Annotated in this window: 14 protein-coding genes, 5 tRNA genes and 1 riboswitch; of the genes, 4 read left to right on the top strand and 15 right to left on the bottom strand. The window is 73.2% G+C overall.

All coding sequences use genetic code 11. From position 1 onward, the window contains the following. Nucleotides 1-218: 218 nt before the first annotated feature. The 11 genes from KME66_RS17930 to KME66_RS17880 all read right to left on the bottom strand — a co-directional run bounded on the left by KME66_RS17930 (nt 219) and on the right by KME66_RS17880 (nt 9,482). Nucleotides 219-1,250, bottom strand: coding sequence for a M23 family metallopeptidase (locus KME66_RS17930; RefSeq protein ID WP_216323698.1), 1,032 nt, complete (start codon nt 1,248-1,250; stop codon nt 219-221). A gap of 11 nt (nt 1,251-1,261) precedes the next feature. Then, a riboswitch (cyclic di-AMP (ydaO/yuaA leader) is annotated at nt 1,262-1,414 on the bottom strand. A 286-nt stretch (nt 1,415-1,700) separates the two neighbouring features. Then, nucleotides 1,701-2,927 carry a PP2C family protein-serine/threonine phosphatase gene (locus tag KME66_RS17925; protein WP_216323695.1) on the bottom strand — a complete coding sequence of 409 codons (1,227 nt, stop codon included), beginning with the start codon at nt 2,925-2,927 and terminating at the stop codon, nt 1,701-1,703. A 142-nt stretch (nt 2,928-3,069) separates the two neighbouring features. Continuing rightward, nucleotides 3,070-3,816, bottom strand: coding sequence for a MerR family transcriptional regulator (locus KME66_RS17920; protein WP_216323692.1), 747 nt, complete (start codon nt 3,814-3,816; stop codon nt 3,070-3,072). A gap of 129 nt (nt 3,817-3,945) precedes the next feature. After that, nucleotides 3,946-4,019: transfer RNA gene (locus KME66_RS17915), tRNA-Met, on the bottom strand. 328 nt (nt 4,020-4,347) lie between these two features. Beyond that, nucleotides 4,348-4,608: a hypothetical protein gene (locus KME66_RS17910; protein WP_216323689.1), complete on the bottom strand. Its 261-nt coding sequence runs from the start codon at nt 4,606-4,608 to the stop codon at nt 4,348-4,350. 162 nt (nt 4,609-4,770) lie between these two features. Next, nucleotides 4,771-4,844: transfer RNA gene (locus KME66_RS17905), tRNA-Lys, on the bottom strand. A gap of 230 nt (nt 4,845-5,074) precedes the next feature. Next, on the bottom strand, nt 5,075-7,243 hold the full coding sequence (locus KME66_RS17900) for a DEAD/DEAH box helicase (protein WP_073228460.1): 2,169 nt from the start codon (nt 7,241-7,243) through the stop codon (nt 5,075-5,077). A gap of 239 nt (nt 7,244-7,482) precedes the next feature. Then, complete coding sequence (locus tag KME66_RS17895; RefSeq protein WP_073228457.1) at nt 7,483-8,067, bottom strand: hypothetical protein; 585 nt, start codon at nt 8,065-8,067, stop codon at nt 7,483-7,485. A 190-nt stretch (nt 8,068-8,257) separates the two neighbouring features. Then, the gene (crcB, locus tag KME66_RS17890; protein ID WP_073228453.1) at nt 8,258-8,632 is read right to left on the bottom strand and encodes a fluoride efflux transporter CrcB; all 375 of its coding nucleotides are present in this window, start codon (nt 8,630-8,632) and stop codon (nt 8,258-8,260) included. Further along, nucleotides 8,629-9,135, bottom strand: coding sequence for a CrcB family protein (locus KME66_RS17885; RefSeq protein WP_216323687.1), 507 nt, complete (start codon nt 9,133-9,135; stop codon nt 8,629-8,631). Before KME66_RS17885 ends, crcB begins: the two co-directional genes overlap by 4 nt. Next, complete coding sequence (locus tag KME66_RS17880) at nt 9,132-9,482, bottom strand: metallopeptidase family protein (protein ID WP_030298144.1); 351 nt, start codon at nt 9,480-9,482, stop codon at nt 9,132-9,134. Before KME66_RS17880 ends, KME66_RS17885 begins: the two co-directional genes overlap by 4 nt. A gap of 200 nt (nt 9,483-9,682) precedes the next feature. On the opposite strand from KME66_RS17880, the gene KME66_RS17875 reads away from it, so the two are divergent. The 4 genes from KME66_RS17875 (at nt 9,683) to KME66_RS17860 (ending at nt 11,679) form a co-directional block, all read left to right on the top strand. Further along, a complete protein-coding gene (locus tag KME66_RS17875; protein ID WP_216323684.1) occupies nt 9,683-11,314 on the top strand; it encodes a metallophosphoesterase in 1,632 nt (543 codons plus the stop codon). Nucleotides 11,315-11,394: 80 nt separating this feature from the next. Then, nucleotides 11,395-11,467 (top strand) — tRNA-Glu (locus KME66_RS17870). A gap of 38 nt (nt 11,468-11,505) precedes the next feature. Then, a tRNA-Asp gene (locus KME66_RS17865) sits at nt 11,506-11,580 on the top strand. 22 nt (nt 11,581-11,602) lie between these two features. After that, a tRNA-Phe gene (locus KME66_RS17860) sits at nt 11,603-11,679 on the top strand. A 79-nt stretch (nt 11,680-11,758) separates the two neighbouring features. Here the strand turns inward: KME66_RS17860 and KME66_RS17855 are convergent. From KME66_RS17855 to KME66_RS33980, 4 genes are all read right to left on the bottom strand, one after another. Further along, nucleotides 11,759-12,421 carry a Uma2 family endonuclease gene (locus tag KME66_RS17855; RefSeq protein ID WP_216323681.1) on the bottom strand — a complete coding sequence of 221 codons (663 nt, stop codon included), beginning with the start codon at nt 12,419-12,421 and terminating at the stop codon, nt 11,759-11,761. A 150-nt stretch (nt 12,422-12,571) separates the two neighbouring features. Continuing rightward, nucleotides 12,572-13,456, bottom strand: a complete 885-nt coding sequence (locus KME66_RS17850; RefSeq protein WP_216323678.1) for a cytochrome c biogenesis CcdA family protein — start codon at nt 13,454-13,456, stop codon at nt 12,572-12,574. Continuing rightward, nucleotides 13,453-14,247 (bottom strand): thioredoxin domain-containing protein, encoded by a 795-nt coding sequence (locus KME66_RS17845; RefSeq protein WP_073228424.1) that lies wholly within the window; start codon nt 14,245-14,247, stop codon nt 13,453-13,455. The genes KME66_RS17850 and KME66_RS17845 overlap by 4 nt, the downstream gene beginning before the upstream one ends. A 72-nt stretch (nt 14,248-14,319) precedes the next feature. After that, nucleotides 14,320-14,709: a hypothetical protein gene (locus tag KME66_RS33980; RefSeq protein ID WP_253208597.1), complete on the bottom strand. Its 390-nt coding sequence runs from the start codon at nt 14,707-14,709 to the stop codon at nt 14,320-14,322. Nucleotides 14,710-15,156: the final 447 nt, after the last annotated feature.

Here is a 15,156-nt window from a genome sequence, read left to right as displayed (position 1 = left end):
CTCGGTCGGGCCCGGCGTGCCCTCGCGCCCATGCCACCGGCTCCTTCCGTCCTCGGCGCCGCCTCCCCCGGACGGACCGGCAGCCCTGACGTCGGGGGGTGTGCGTCAGGGCTGCCGGGGTTTCGGGGCGGGGGCCGCACAGGACGGCCCCCGGGGGGCCGGCGAGGGATGCCGGCCCGGGAGGGGGCGGGCCGGCGACGGGCGCCGGCCCGAGGGGCTCAGACCTGCAGGCCCTTGCTGTTCAGCCAGGCCATCGGGTCCATCGCGGAGCCGCCCGCGGTGCGGACCTCCAGGTGGAGGTGGACGCCGGTCACGTTGCCGGTCGCGCCCATGCGGCCGATGGTCTCGCCGGTCGTGACCTTCTGGCCGACCGAGACGTCGATCGAGGACTGGTGCGCGTACCAGATCTCCGTGCCGTCGTCGAGCTGGAGCACCGTGCGGTAGCCGTACGAACCGGACCAGCCGGCCGACGTGATCGTGCCACTGTGCACGGCCTTGAGCGGCGATCCGGCCGCGCCGGCGAAGTCGAGGCCGGTGTGCTGGCCCGAGGACCACATCGCGCCGGACTGACCGTAGGTGGAAGTGATCGTGTACGAGGCGGCCGGCAGGGAGAAGCTGGCGGCGAGCTTGGCGAGACGCTCCTCCTCCGCCTTCTTCTTCGCCGCTTCCTCTGCCGCCTTCTTCTTCGCGGCGGCTTCGGCCTCGGCCTCGTCCTGCTGCTTCTTGGCCTCTTCCGCCGCCTTCTCGGCAGCCGCCTTCTCGGCCGCCGCCTTGGCCTCGGCGTCGGCGCTCGCCTGCTGCTGCTCGGCCTGCTGGAGGATCCGGGCGCGCAGTGCCTCGCCGGCGTCGGCGCCCTGCTCGGCCTCGGCGCTGGTGAGCCCGGCGGTGGTGAGCGGCGCGGCCGCGGCGACCGGGGCGGCCTCCGCCTCGTCGGACATGAAGGTCCCGACGCCGGGTAGGGACTTGGCGTCGGGGAGATTGTCCGCGATGGAATCGGGAAGAGAGATGGAGACGGGCGCCTTGTCCTGAGCGGTGGCCATGCCACCGGCTCCGACGGCCGCTATGACGCCGACCCCGAGGACGGTGGAGCTACGGGCCAGACCACGCTGCTTGGCGACGCGGTGCCTGCCGCGCACGGGACGGATGGAGTCCTCGGTGGGATTCCACTCCCCCACGGACCGCTCGGCGCCACCGTAGCTGTCGGTGCTGAAGGGTGACGGGGCCTCAGGGGCAGGCTGGTTGGACGCCACGTGGGCGCACTCCTTTCCTTCCTTCTCGCCTACCGGGTTAGCTGACGGGTTCGGAGCAGGAAGGTCTCCTACGGGCCCCTCCGCCTCTCACGAGACGCAGGCGTCCGATTCACCCCATGTAGGTGGTTCCCCGGTTCCCTTGCGGAATTCGGCGCTCGCGCGCGGCGCCGTCCCTGACGACGGCTGTGACGACCGCGCTGCGTTATCGAACGTTAATAGACGCACGGGCCCGATTCCAAGCCGTTCCTGTTGATCATTAACGAACAGGAGTGGGAGGTACGGTGCACAACCGGGCGGAATCGGGCTACTTGACCGGGGCTCAGTCACACGCCTTTTTCTGACGGTGTGTCATCTGTTATGCGGAGCGGTTTCCTTCGATTACGCACCGTGTCATCGCCCGTGGTCCACCCGGCTCCAGGTAACGGCACGGACCCCCGCGGGCGCGTCACATCAGCGGGCCGCGTCCTCGCCGCCCCGGCCCACGATCTTCACCGTCGTCCGCCGCGCGGGCTGCCCCTCCGCCGGCCGGCCGACCGCGATCAGCGCCATGTCGTCCGTCGCGTGCCCGCCGGTGTGCAGCCGTACGTCATCGGTCAGCGCCGACAGCAGCTCCTCCGGCCCCGGGAAGATCCGGCCGCGCAGCCGGGCCGCCGGATCGTAGAAGACCCCGTTCGCGTCCCGGGCCTCGGACAGGCCGTCCGTGAAGGCGAGGAGCGTCGCCCCGGGAGGCATCGCCCACTCGTCGGCGCGGTCGGGCCAGACCCCGAGGTCCATGCCCAGCGGCAGGGCGGGCACCGAGGGCGCCAGCACCTCCAGGGCGCCGTCCGCGTGCAGCAGGATCGGCTCGGGGTGGCCGCGGTTGACCAGGCGGACCGTGGCCGCCCCGGGCGGGATCTCGGCCAGCACGGCGGTGATGAACCCCTCCATGGCGTCCAGCCCGTACCGCCGCGTCTCCTCCCGTGCCAGCGCCCGCTCCAGCCGCTGGGCGACACCCTCCAGCGAACGCTCCTGCTCGGCGGCCTCCCGGAACGCCCCGATGATCACCGCCACCGCCTCGACGGCGCCCAGCCCCTTGCCGCGGACGTCGCCGACCACCACCCGCACGCCGTAGGGGGTGTCCGCGACGGCGTACAGGTCGCCGCCCACGAACTCGTCCGCCTGCGCCGCCTCGTACCGTGCGGCCACCTGGAGCCCGCCGATCCGCTCGACCGGCGTGGGCAGTACGGCCCGCATGGCGGTCTCCGCGACGGCGCGGGCCGAGGCCAGCTGCTCGTTGCCGCGCCGCACGACGCCGTTGATGACGATGGCCAGCACCGAGCCCGTGAGCACGGTGACCGTCTCGATGACCGGGACCACCTGGGTGGACGTCCCGTCGGAGATCCGCATCACGATGACCGAGATGATCGCGGCGATCCCGGTGCGGACGGTCCGGGACAGCGAGAAGAACGGGGCGGCGATCAGCGGGGCCGCGACGAACAGGGGGACGGCGGTGAAGTTGGGCGGGGCCAGCGAGTCGAACAGCAGCCCGCCGAGGATCAGCAGGGCGGGCAGCATCCGGACGAACCGGCCGGTGCCCCGTCCGCCGCCGGACGCCAGCTCCCCCTCCCGGGACCCGAACACCGCGCGGCCCACGGCGTCCATGCCCCCCGCCGCTCCGCTGCGCCGCCTCTCGGCCATCCCCACCTGTGCACTCCTGCCCGGTCCACCCACGGCTGCGGACGGTACCGCGCCCCGTCCATGCTTCCCGGAGCCGCGCCGGACGGCGAGCGGGCATCGGCCGAATAGGGGGAAAAGGCGGTGGCGGCCCGGCCGGTCGCGGTCAGTCGGAGAGCCGGTGCCGCGCGTAGGCCGTCAGGGCGTCCCGGACGAAGGCGGCGGTGCCGTCCCCGTGGCGATCGTAGTTCTCGCCGAAGCGCGGATCGGCGACGTACATCTCCCCGAGCCCGATCACATACGAACGGCTGGGCTCCTTGATCGAGGAGAGCCAGGCGCAGTGCCGCCGGGCGAGGTTCTGGGCCTCGGGCCCGTCGGGGGCGAGCCCGGCCTCCCTGGCGCGGCCCCAGTCGCGCGCGATGGCCTCGTGCTCGTCCCTGAAGGCCTTCCTCTCCCCGTCCCCGAGCGAACGCCACCAGCGGTCGCCCTCCTCGTACGCGCCCCGGCCCCAGCGCTCGGTGACCTCCTGCTCGTGTGCGGTGTGGTCGAAGCCGTCGAACACCTCAGCGGCCATGAGTTCCATCCCCTCCCGGGTCTTGTGGAGCGTGGTCCGCACCGAGGCGATCTGCCGTCCGATGCGCGCCTGCTCCTGTTCGAGCAGCCGCAGATGCGCCCGCAGCGCCACCGCCGTGTCCCGCTGCCCCTCCAGCACGTCCTTGATGGCGGGCAGCGACAGCCCGAGCTCCCGCAGCAGCAGGATCCGCTGCAGCCGGACGAGGGCGTCCTGGTCGTAGTAGCGGTAACCGTTGCTCCCGGTCCGGCTCGGCGCGAGGAGGCCGATGTCCCCGTAGTGCCGGAGCGTGCGGCTCGTGGTGCCGGCCTGCCGGGCGATTTCCTGAATGGACCACTCCATGCCGGAAACGCTAGATCTTTACGCTGCGTCAAGGTCAAGCGTCGCCGGGCGCCGCCCCGGGTAACGACCCGGACTCCGGAAACGACTCGGGCCCGGCACGCTGTCTGCGTGCCGGGCCCGGATCTTCAGTAGCGGGGACAGGATTTGAACCTGCGACCTCTGGGTTATGAGCCCAGCGAGCTACCGAGCTGCTCCACCCCGCGTCGGTGAATACAACTGTACGGCATTCCAGAGCGTGCTCTTGACCAGGAGGCGTCCCGACCACCGGCTCCCGCTTTGCCGGCGCCGAAGGAGGCCCCGTACGCGGTCTCCTTCTCCGGGCTGGAGTACGCCGCGCCGCACCCGGCGGCCGACCCGGCGCGAGCGGTACGTACGTCGGCGGGCGCGGCCGGCCCGCGCGTCGAGGACCGGCCGCCCCTACCCGGGCGCCGCGTCCACCTGGACGGCAAGTCCCCCTGCCGACCGGCCAGATGGTCCGGGGCAGTCCTGGCGACCGGGCCCGGGGCGAAGGAGGCGGCCCCCGGCCCCGCGTCAGTTCCCGGGCGGCAGCGCGGCGTCGCCGGAGGGGTCGATGACGTTCCCGTTGGAGCAGTTGTTGCGGTGGTCGCCGCTCCAGTCGCCGGTGACGGGGACCACGGCGACTTCCTGGAGGCACACAGCGGCGGCGGTGAAGTTCCAGTTGTTCGCCGCGTCGACCCCGCTGCCGAAGTTGCTGTCGCTGTCGGCGAAGGCGGGCGTGGAGGCGGAGAGAGCCGCGGCGGCCAGCAGGCCGCAGGTGATGATCTTTCGCATACGTTCGTGAACGCGCCCCGCTCGCACAAGTCACGCGGCGATCGGCCGAAAGGGAGAGACCTGGCCCCGCACCTGCCCGGGTACGACGAAGTGCCCCGACCGGCCGAGACCTGTCGAGGCACTGAGGAGCAGCTCGGAGCGGATTCCCCGCCCTGCTGTCGGTAGGCCGTGTGGGACTCGAACCCACAACCAACGGATTAAAAGTCCGCTGCTCTGACCAATTGAGCTAACGGCCCCTGCAACATCACCCCCCGAGCATAGCCCGCCCGGTCCCGGCAGCCGATCCGGTATCGGTCTTGGGCCCGTCGCGGCTGTTGCGGAAGTGCGGAGCGCGGCCCGTACGAGCACGCCAGGGGGTGTCCGGAACGGCAACAGGGCCCGTACGTCACCGAGTCGGTTCGGTGGCGTACGGGCCCAGCCGGTCTGTCAGGCGGACCTGCTCGGCCGGGGGCCGGCCGGGCCGGGGTCAGCCGTTGCGCTTCCAGCGCGGCTTGTCGTCGCGGCGGCCGAACGAGGAGCCGGAGCCGGCGCCGCGGTGGTCGTCACGGCGGCCGCTCGGGCGGTCGCCGCCGCCGGAGCGGAAGCCGCCCGAGGGACGGTCGTCGCGGCGGTCGCGGTTGAACGGGCGGTCGCCGCCGCCGGAGCGGTAGCCGCCGGAGTGGCGGTCGTCGCGGCGGTCGCGGTTGAACGGGCGGTCGTCACGGCGCTCGAAGGAGCGGCCGCCACGGTCGTCACGGCGGTCACCACCGGAGCGGAAACCACCCGACGGGCGGTCGTCACGGCGGTCACGGAACGACGGACGGTCGTTGTCACGACGCTCGAAGGAACGGCCGCCACGGTCGTCACGACGGTCACCACCCGAGCGGAAACCACCCGACGGGCGGTCGTCACGGCGGTCACGGAACGACGGACGGTCATTGTCACGACGCTCGAAGGAACGGCCGCCACGGTCGTCACGACGGTCACCACCGGAGCGGAAACCACCCGAGGAGCGGTCGTCACGACGGTCGTTGCCCCGGTAGCCGCCACGGTGGTCGCGGCGCTCGTAGTTGCCCCGCTCGTCGCGGCGCTGCTCGTCGCGCGCGGCCGGCTGCTCCGGGACGGAGACGGCGGCCACGAGGGCGGCCTCCGCCTCGGCGGTGACCTCGGCCACCGCGGCCTCCGGGTCGTCGCCCCGCTCGCGGGCGGCACGGGCGACCAGGCGGTCGGCCTCCTCGCGGAGTTCGACGGCGCGGCGCTGGACGCGCTCCAGCTGCTTCGTCAGGTCGGCGGCCTCGCGCTCGGCCTGCTTGGCGGCGTTGTTCGCGGAGTCGGCCTGGACCTCGGTGAGCGAGCGAGCGCCGGTGATCTCGGCGACCTCGGGGTCGAAGACGCCCGCGCCCTGGACGATGTGGCGCGAGGCGTCGACGCCCGCGTCCTCCATCAGCCGGAAGATCTGGCGGCGCTGGTGCGGGAGCGCCAGCGAGACGACGACACCGGACCGGCCGGCGCGGGCGGTGCGGCCCGAGCGGTGCAGGTAGTCCTTGTGGTCGCCGGCCGGGTCCACGTTCAGGACCAGGTCGATGCCGTCCACGTGGATACCGCGGGCGGCGACGTCGGTCGCGACGAGCGCGTTGACGTAGCCCTTCTTGAAGTCCTCCAGGACCCGCGTACGGGCGCCCTGGGTCATGCCGCCGTGCAGCGCGTCGGCCTTCACGCCGGACTCGATGAGCTGCTCGGCGATGCGGTCGGCGCCCAGCTGGGTGCGGACGAAGATGATGGTGCGGCCCTTGCGGGCGGCGATGGCGGCCGTCACCGGCGCCTTGTCCTTGGGCTTCACGACGAGGACGTGGTGCGACATGGTCGTGACGTTGCCCTGGGCGCTGTCGACCTCGTGCGTGACCGGGTCGGTGAGGTAGCGCTTGACCAGCGTGCTGATCTCGTTCTCCATGGTGGCGGAGAAGAGCATCCGCTGACCGCCGGCCGGGACCTGGTCGAGCAGTTCGGTGACCTCGGGCAGGAAGCCCAGGTCCGACATCTGGTCGGCCTCGTCGAGGACGGCGACCCGGACGTCCTCCAGGGAGCAGGCGCCACGGTTGATGATGTCGCGCAGCCGGCCCGGGGTGGCGACGAGGATGTCCACGCCGCGCTCCAGGGCGTAGATCTGGTTGCCCATCGACGTACCGCCGCAGACGACCTTCATCTTCAGGTTGAGCACGTCGCCGTACGGCTGGAGCGCGTCCGCGACCTGCATCGCGAGCTCACGGGTCGGGGTGAGGATGACGGCGCGGGGCTTCTTCTTCTCGGTGCGGCCACCGGCCAGGGCGGCCAGGGTCGGCAGACCGAAGGAGAGGGTCTTGCCGGAGCCCGTGCGGCCGCGGCCGAGGATGTCCTTGCCGGCCAGGGCGTCCGGGATGGTCGCCGCCTGGATCGGGAAGGGGGTGGTCACCCCGTTCTGCGCGAGCTTGCGGACGATGCCCTCGGGCAGGCCCAGGTCGCCGAAGGTGACGGTCGGCTCGGCGGCGGCCTCGGACGCCTCGGCCTCGGGGGCCTCGTCGGTCTTGTCGGCGGCCGGGGCGGTCGCACCGGCGGGGGCCTCGGTCACGGCGGACTCGACCAGCTCGGCGAGCTCGGCGTTGTCGACGTTCTCGGGCATGACGGTGCGGTCAGAACTGGAAACAGACATGCGAAATGCGAAACCTTCCGGAGTCTCGGCACGCGCCCATAACTCCGTGATTCGCAATTTCGACCGCCTCAATGCGGTCCAGCCACGGCAAGGGAGAGTACGCGCCACACGGCGCTCTTCTGTGTCGGCGCCGGGCAAGAGGATCAAACGATCTACCACCATACGCACTCTCACCCGTCTTGCGCAAACCCCCCGCGCTGTGACCCGGGCTACACCGGCCCCGTCTGCGGCGATGCCTCCGGCGTCCGCTGCGGCCCGCCCGCCTCCGGTCCGCCCATCGCCTGGGCCCGGAACTGCGCGGCGGGCGAGGCCGAGGGGGGCGGCTCCGGCGGATCGGTGGGCTCCGGCTCGGGGTCCGGGTCCGGGGCGGGCGTCGGCGGGGCCGGCGGCTCCGGGGTGACCGGCGGCGGCTCCCCCGGCCCCGGCGTCGAGGGCGTCGGCGTGGGCCGCGGCACGGAGCCGCTGCGGGTCGGCTGGCCGGGGGCGGCCGGTTCCGGGCGGGCCTCCTCGGGGGTGGCCGACGGTGTGGTCCCGGAGGCTTCCGGGCTCGGCGTGCTTCCGGGAACGCCCCGGTCCGAGTGGGGGTGGGCGCCCCCTGAGCCGCGCCTCCAGGACTGCCCGGAGCCGGGCACCGTGTCCCCGGCCGGATCGGCCTCGGAGCCCTTCGGGCCCGCGGACCGCGAGGGCCCCGGCGCTCCGGCTCCGTCCTCGCCGACGCTCATGCAGCCGGTGGACGCGGCGATCGTCAGCGCGGTGACGGCCGCCCAGCGGACAGGGGCGGGGAACTGGCGCACGAGGGGCACCTCCGGGGCGAGGGAGCGGGAGCGTGGCGAGGGGCGGAGCCCGCGACGCCGGAGCGAGGCTTCGCACCGTGCCCAACTCCCCCGACCCCGCCGGAGACACGCCCGAAACCACAACGCCCCGCCGCACCCCGCGCGGCACCCGCCGGAGCCGGCCCGCCCGGCCCCGCCGCACGACGCCCCGCTACACCCCGAACCCGCCCGCCAGCTCCGCCCCCAGGAACACCGCGCCCAGCCCCGCCAGCAGGGACGCCAGCACATTGGCGGCGGCCAGGAAGGCGCGGCCCGTCTCGGCCAGGCGGAGGGTCTCGTACGAGAACGTCGAGTACGTCGTCAGCGCCCCGCACAGGCCCGTCGCCAGCAGGGCGTGCACCGGCGAGGAGACCGCCGCGCCGGTCAGGACGCCGAGCAGCAGGCTGCCCGCGATGTTCGCCGTGAAGGTGCCCCACGGGAAGACGTACGGGACGCCCGGCCCCTGGTACGTCTGCACCGCACGGTCCGTCAGATAGCGCAGGGGCGCGCCCACCGCGCCGCCGATCGCCACCAGCAGCCAGGTCATACCGCCCGCCCCTCGCTCCGCGTGTCCCGGGAGCCCCGTGTGCCCCGCGGACCGGGCCGCGTGCCCCGGTCGAGCCAGGTCCGCGTGGCCACGGCCGCCGCCCACACCGATCCGAGCGCGGCCACCGCCGTCCCCGCCGCGTACGCCATCGCCACCGCGGCCTCCTGACGGGCCAGCAGGCCCGAGACGTCCACCGCGTACGTCGAGAAGGTCGTGTAGCCGCCGAGCACCCCGACGCCGAGGAAGGGCCGCACCAGCATGTGGGTGATCCGGCCCCGCTCCACGGTCAGCACCATCAGGACGCCGATGAGGGCGCAGCCGGTCACGTTGGCGACGAACACCGTCCAGGGGAAGCCGTGGCCGGGCGCCGGCCACAGCACCATCGCCCCGTGCCGGACGAGGGCTCCGAGCGCGCCGCCCGCCGCGACCGCCGCCAGCACCCGGCCCTGCGGTGCGGACGGCGGGCCGGGCTCCGGGAGTTCCCGCGGTTCCTGCTCGCTCATCCGTACCCCAGGGCGTGCAGCCGCTCGTCGTCGATGCCGAAGTGGTGGGCGATCTCGTGGACCACGGTGATCTCGGTCTCCGCGACGACGTCCTCCCGCGTCTCGCACATCCGCAGCGTCGGGCCCCGGTAGATGGTGATCCGGTCCGGCAGCACTCCGGCGTACCACTCGCCGCGGTCGGTGAGCGGGGTGCCCTCGTAGAGCCCGAGCAGGTCGGGGTCGCCGGGGTCAGGTTCGTCCTCGACGAACACCGCCACGTTGTCCATCAGCCGCGTCAGCTCCGGCGGAATCCGGTCCAGAGCCTGGCTCACCAGCTCCTCGAACTGTTCGCGCGTCATCTCCAGCACCCGGCCATTGTCCCGTACGGGGCCCGGTGCGGGCAGGCGGCGGGGGTCCGGGCCCGTCACCGGGCGCGGCCGTTCCGGGCTCCGGGGCCGGGGACCGGCAGGTGGCGGGCGCGCGGCATCGCGGCGACCCGGCCCGTACGGACTCATGACCGGTGGTGCTCCCCGGCATGGCCGGGGCCGTGGCGGGGCATACGCGCCCAATGGTCAGCGCCCCGTTCCGTGCAGCAGCCGCCCGCGTCCGGCACCGTCTCAGCCGGCCCGTCCGCCCGTCGTCCCGGCGCCGCACCGCGCCGAAGGCTCCTCGCGCGACGGCCCCCGGCGACCTGACGGCCCCCGCCCGCAGCCCCTGGCTCCGTGCCCTGGGCATGCTCGCCGTCGTCGTCCTGGGGGCCTGGCTGGGACTGCTCGCCGTGGGCTCCATCCGTACGCCGGTCGGCCCCATGGACACCAACATGACGCTCCGCCCCTCCCTCACCGGCGGCAGCAGGATCAACGTGGCCCCGCTCGGCGCGCTGGAGCTGGACTCGCACATCGCGCCGCTGAGGCTCGACGTGGAGGTGGACCGGCTGGACCCGGAGCGCTCCCAGATCCTGGTCGACCAGCCGGAACGGTTCTCCGGCCTTGAGGACGAGGTGACCCGGGACGTCGCCGCCGGGACCGAGGAACTGGCCATACGCTCCTGCGTCGCCGTGATCTCCGGCGCCACCGCCCTCGGCCTCGTCGTCTACCGCCGCCCCCGCCGCGCCCTGGCCGCCGGCGGTCTCGCCCTCACCCTGCTGGCCGCGTCCGGTGTCAGCGCGTACGCCACCTGGAACCCGAAGTCCGTCCTGGAGCCGAGGTTCTCCGGGCTGCTCACCAGCGCGCCGTCCCTGGTCGGCGACGCCCGCTCGATCGTCACCGAGTTCGACATCTACCAGCAGGAACTGGCCCGCCTGGTCACCAATGTCACCAAGCTGTACGACGCGACCTCCACGCTCCCCGTCTACCGGCCCGACCCCGGCACCATCCGGGCCCTGCACGTCTCCGACATCCACCTCAACCCGGCGGCCTGGCACATCATCGCCTCGCTCGTGAAGCAGTACGAGATCGACGTGATCATCGACTCCGGCGACACGATGGACCACGGCTCCGCCGCAGAGAACGGCTTCCTCGACCCGATCCGCGACCTCGGCGCGCCCTACGTCTGGGTGCGCGGCAACCACGACTCGACCGTCACCCAGGACTACCTGAAGAAGTTCAAGAACGTCCGGGTCCTCGACGACGGCAAGGCGGTCGACGTCGGCGGACTGCGGATCGCGGGCACCGGTGACGCCTCCTTCACCCCGGACCGGACCGCCCCGGTCGGCGGCAAGGCGGCCGCGCAGCTCGAAGGCGCCCGGCTGGCCTCCGCGCTGCGCGACCAGGAGCGCGCGGGCACCCCGGTCGACATCGCCGTCGCCCACGACCCGAACACCGCCCGGGAGACCGACGGCACGGTGCCGCTGGTGCTCTCCGGCCACCTCCACCGCCGGATCAACGAGCAGCTGAAGCTCGGCACCCGGCTGAAGGTCGAGGGCTCCACGGGTGGCGGCGGGCTGCGCGCCGTCCAGAACGAGAAGCCGGAGAGGGTGCACGCCTCGGTGCTCTACCTGGACCGCCCCACCCGCCGGCTCCAGGCCTGGGACGAGATCACGCTCGGCGGTCTCGGACTGACGACCGCCGAGGTCAGCCGCCATCTGCCGGAGGAGAACCTGGAGAAGGACTCCCCCGCCTCGCCCACCCCGTCACCGTCGTCCGCGTCCCCGTCGCCCTCCGCGACCCGCTCCCCGGGCCGCCCGACCCCGTCGCCGTAAACCGTTTTGGCGATAGCTCCACCCATCCCATATGCTTCTCACGTCCCCGACGCGCTGCAAAGCGAACCGGCGGGCCAATAGCCCTCATCGTCTAGTGGCCCAGGACGCCGCCCTTTCAAGGCGGTAGCACGGGTTCGAATCCCGTTGGGGGCACGTTTCACCGTGTGCGAGACTTGTTTCGCACATTGCTTGGTCCTGTGGAGCAGTTTGGAGTGCTCGCCACCCTGTCAAGGTGGAGGCCGCGGGTTCAAATCCCGTCAGGACCGCTTGCAGCCCCAGCGGCTGCGTGGCTGGGTAGCTCAGTTGGTACGAGCGATCGCCTGAAAAGCGATAGGTCGCCGGTTCGATCCCGGCCCCAGCCACCAGAGGTGGGAACGTCCCGGACGGCATGCCGTCCGGGACGTTCTCGTATGCGGACCCGGCGAGCTCTGCCCCGGACACGCTCTAGAACGCCAGGTCCTCCCAGGTGACACTCAGGGTGAAGGGCTCGGGGAACTCGATACCGAGGCCGTCCGGCTCCCACTCTCCGACGGCGACGTACACCGAGGGGCGCAGCGGCTTCACGGCGAGCCCGGACCGGTCGATCGTGACCCGTTCGTACGCGCGCACGGAGGTGACGTCCCAGGTCGCACCCGAGTCGAGCTCGATCTCCCAGTACCAGGGGATGGCCGCCTCCGCGTAGCGGTCCATCTTCCACTGCCTGCGCCGGGGGGTGTCCGAGCCGGAGAGCACCTCACCCACGAGGACGGTGTCCGTGGCGAAGGTGTCGGCTCCGCGGGGAAGGCAGCGGCGGACCAGGAAGTCGGGGGTGAGGAAGCTCGACCTGTCGGGGGTGAAGAAGACGTTGGTCTCTACACCGACCTGCCAGCAACGCTGGTCGCCTCCGCCGGTCTCCTCCCGCATGGCGCGGCGGGCCGCTGCCTCGAGCGCGTTGCGCATGCGTACGGCGAACTGCTGGTGCTCCAGCGGGCCGCGCCTGTTCCACACCACCTTGCCCTGCCAGAGCTCGACCCCCTCGGCGATGCTGTCCGGAAGCTGCTCGAGCTCCTCCCAGCTCAGCGTCTCCGGCAGGTGCAACTCGGACCCCCCGGCCGCGCTCGCTGACATGCCGCCTCCACTGATCGCGCTGCCCGCCAAAAGCCAACGTAGCGGACCGTATACCCGCCGGAAACCCGCTCCGTGCAGTTCGGGCGGCATGCCGGGGGTTCACCCGATCCCCTTGTGCCGACGCGTGACGAACACGGGGGCCGCGCCGTGTCACCTCTTCCCGGTCTCGGTCCGCTCCGTCTCGGTCCGCTCCTTCTCCTCCGCCGGTACGCCGGTGTCGCGCCGCCGCCAGGCCCGTGCGCCCAGGACCAGCAGCGCCACGAGCACCACCGCGACCAGTGCCGCCCCGTCCGGCACCCGTTGGCCGAGCCGCTGCGCCCACTGCTCGACCGCGAACGAGTCGTCGACGCCGAGCAGGCCGGGCAGCGCGGTCGTGCCGTCGTAGACGAGGAACAGCGCGCCGAGGCCGATGAAGAACAGCCCCGACAGCAGGGACGTGGTGTGCAGCTCGAACCGGCCGAGCCGGACGGCCCGGCCGCGCAGCCAGGTCCGGCGGCCGAGGTCGAAGCGTTCCCAGAGCAGGGCGAGGACGAGGAGCGGGACGGCCATACCGAGCGCGTAGACCGCCAGCAGCAGCCCGCCGTAGACCGGGCTGCCGCTGACCGCGGCGACGGTCAGGACGCTGCCGAGGATCGGGCCCGCGCAGAACCCGGCCAGACCGTAGACCGCACCCAGCGCGTAGACGGAGAACACGGTGGTGGGGCGGATCCGGCCGCTGAGCGCGGCCAGCCGCCGGGAGGCGAAACCGAGGCCGACGATCTGCGCGAGCCCGAGCACGATGATCAGCCAGCCCGCGCCGGTGACGAGGGCGTCGCGGTGGCCGTAGAACAGCCGTCCGGCGTACGAACCGGCCGCGCCGAGCGGGACGAGGGTGGTGGCGAGTCCGGCGTAGAAGATGCCGGTACGGGCCAGCAGCCGGGACGTGGAGTCGATGGAGTACGCGAAGAACGCCGGCAGCAGCAGCGCGCTGCACGGGCTGACCAGGGCGAGCAGCCCGCCGAGGAAGGCCGCGAAGTAGCCGATGTCCGCCGTCACTTGGCGGACTCCCCGCCCTGGCCCGCCGTAACCGTGCCCTTCGCCTGCTCGGCGGCGGCCTCGATGGCCCGGGTGAACGTCTCCTCCGGCTGGGCGCCCGCGATCGGGCGGCCGTTGATCAGGAACGACGGGGTGGAGGTGGCGCCGATCCCGTACGCCTGCTCCTGGTCCTTCTTGACCGCCGCGCGGGCCGCGTCGCCGTCGAGATCCTCCATGAACCGGTCCAGGTCCTTCACCCCGGCCTCCTGCGCGAGCGCCTTCACCCGGTCCTTGCCGAAGCCCTTCTCCTTCGCCCCCTCGGCGTAGGCGGCGCGGTGGAACTCCCAGAAGCGGTCCTGCTGCCCGGCGGCCCAGGCACCGCGCGCGGCGTTCTCGGACTCCTCGCCGAAGATCGGGAAGTTGCGCCACTCGATGCGGAGCGTGCCGTCCTTCACGTACTTCTCGACGAGTTCCGGCTCGGTGTCCCGGGCGAACTTGCCGCAGTAGCCGCACTTGAAGTCGGCGTACTCGATCAGGACGACGGGGGCGTCCGCGGGGCCGATGGCCAGCTTGTCGTCGGCGTCCCGGCGGGCGAGCTTCTCGAGTTCCGGGTGGACGCCCGCGTCCGGTTCGACGGAGACCTCGGCGGCGGGGCCGGTGGCGGCGGTGTCCTGGGAGGTGGGGTCGGGGGCGGTGGCCCTGTACGAGGCGAAGCCGAGGAGACCGGCCGCGACGACGACCACCGCGCCGTAGACGAGGGGCTTGCGCGCGTTCGCGGACTTCGAGGACGTGGGGTTCTTGGGCGTGGGCATGGGGCGCTCCGTGCTGGATGCGGAAGGGAAGGGGTGGACGGCGCGGGCGGACGGGTGCCCGCCGGACAGGCCCTACACCCGCAGCACGGAGAGTTCGACCGGGGTCGGGGTGTACGGGACGGGGGCGCGGGCCCGTATTCCCGGCGTCGGCTCGGCCGACGGCGCGCCCGTCGCGGCGGGCAGCCCCCAGGACGCGAGGCCCGGCACGTGGTCGTGGGAGGACCGGGCGCGGGAGGGCACGGCGGGCTCACCGTCGTGATCACGGAGCTTTCCGCAGCCGGGGACCGGGGCGCGCTCGCCTGCGGCCTCGGCCACGGCGGGCCCGGTGACGGCCTCGGGTGCGGCCCGAGTCGCGGCCTCGGATACGGCGGCCTTGGTCGCGGCCGGGATCACGGTTCCAGTCACGGCGGACCCGTTCACGGCCTCGGGTACGGCGGACCCGGCCACGGCGGCACCGGTCATGGCCCAGGTCGCAGCCTCGGGTACGGCCCGGGTCGCGGCCTCGGATGCGGCGGCCTTGGTCACGGCGCCAGTCACGGCGGCCCCGGTGACGGCCTCGGGTACGGCACCGGTCACGGCGGGCCCGGCCACGGCGGCACCGATCATGACCCGGGTCACGGCCTCGGGTACGGCACCGGTCACGACCCGGGGGTGGCCCCGGTGCCGCGTCCGGTCCGGGGCGGTGCCCTCGGCCTCCGCCCGGCCCGGAGCCTCCGCCCCGGTCGCGGCCCGGCCTCGGGCCCCGGCGTCCTGCGCCTGGGCTGGGCCCCGCGCCACCTGCGTCACCGGCGCGGACGTCCCCGGGCCGGCGGCGGACGCCCCCGGCCCGCACAGCAGCCCCAGCACCACCGCGAGCAGCGCCGTCAGGCTCCACCAGTGCGTACGGGACACGGGGCCGGGCCTTTCTCG

The sequence above is a fragment of the Streptomyces sp. YPW6 genome, from assembly GCF_018866325.1.
Classification (GTDB): domain Bacteria; phylum Actinomycetota; class Actinomycetes; order Streptomycetales; family Streptomycetaceae; genus Streptomyces.
This window is presented reverse-complemented; position numbering and strand designations above follow the sequence as displayed.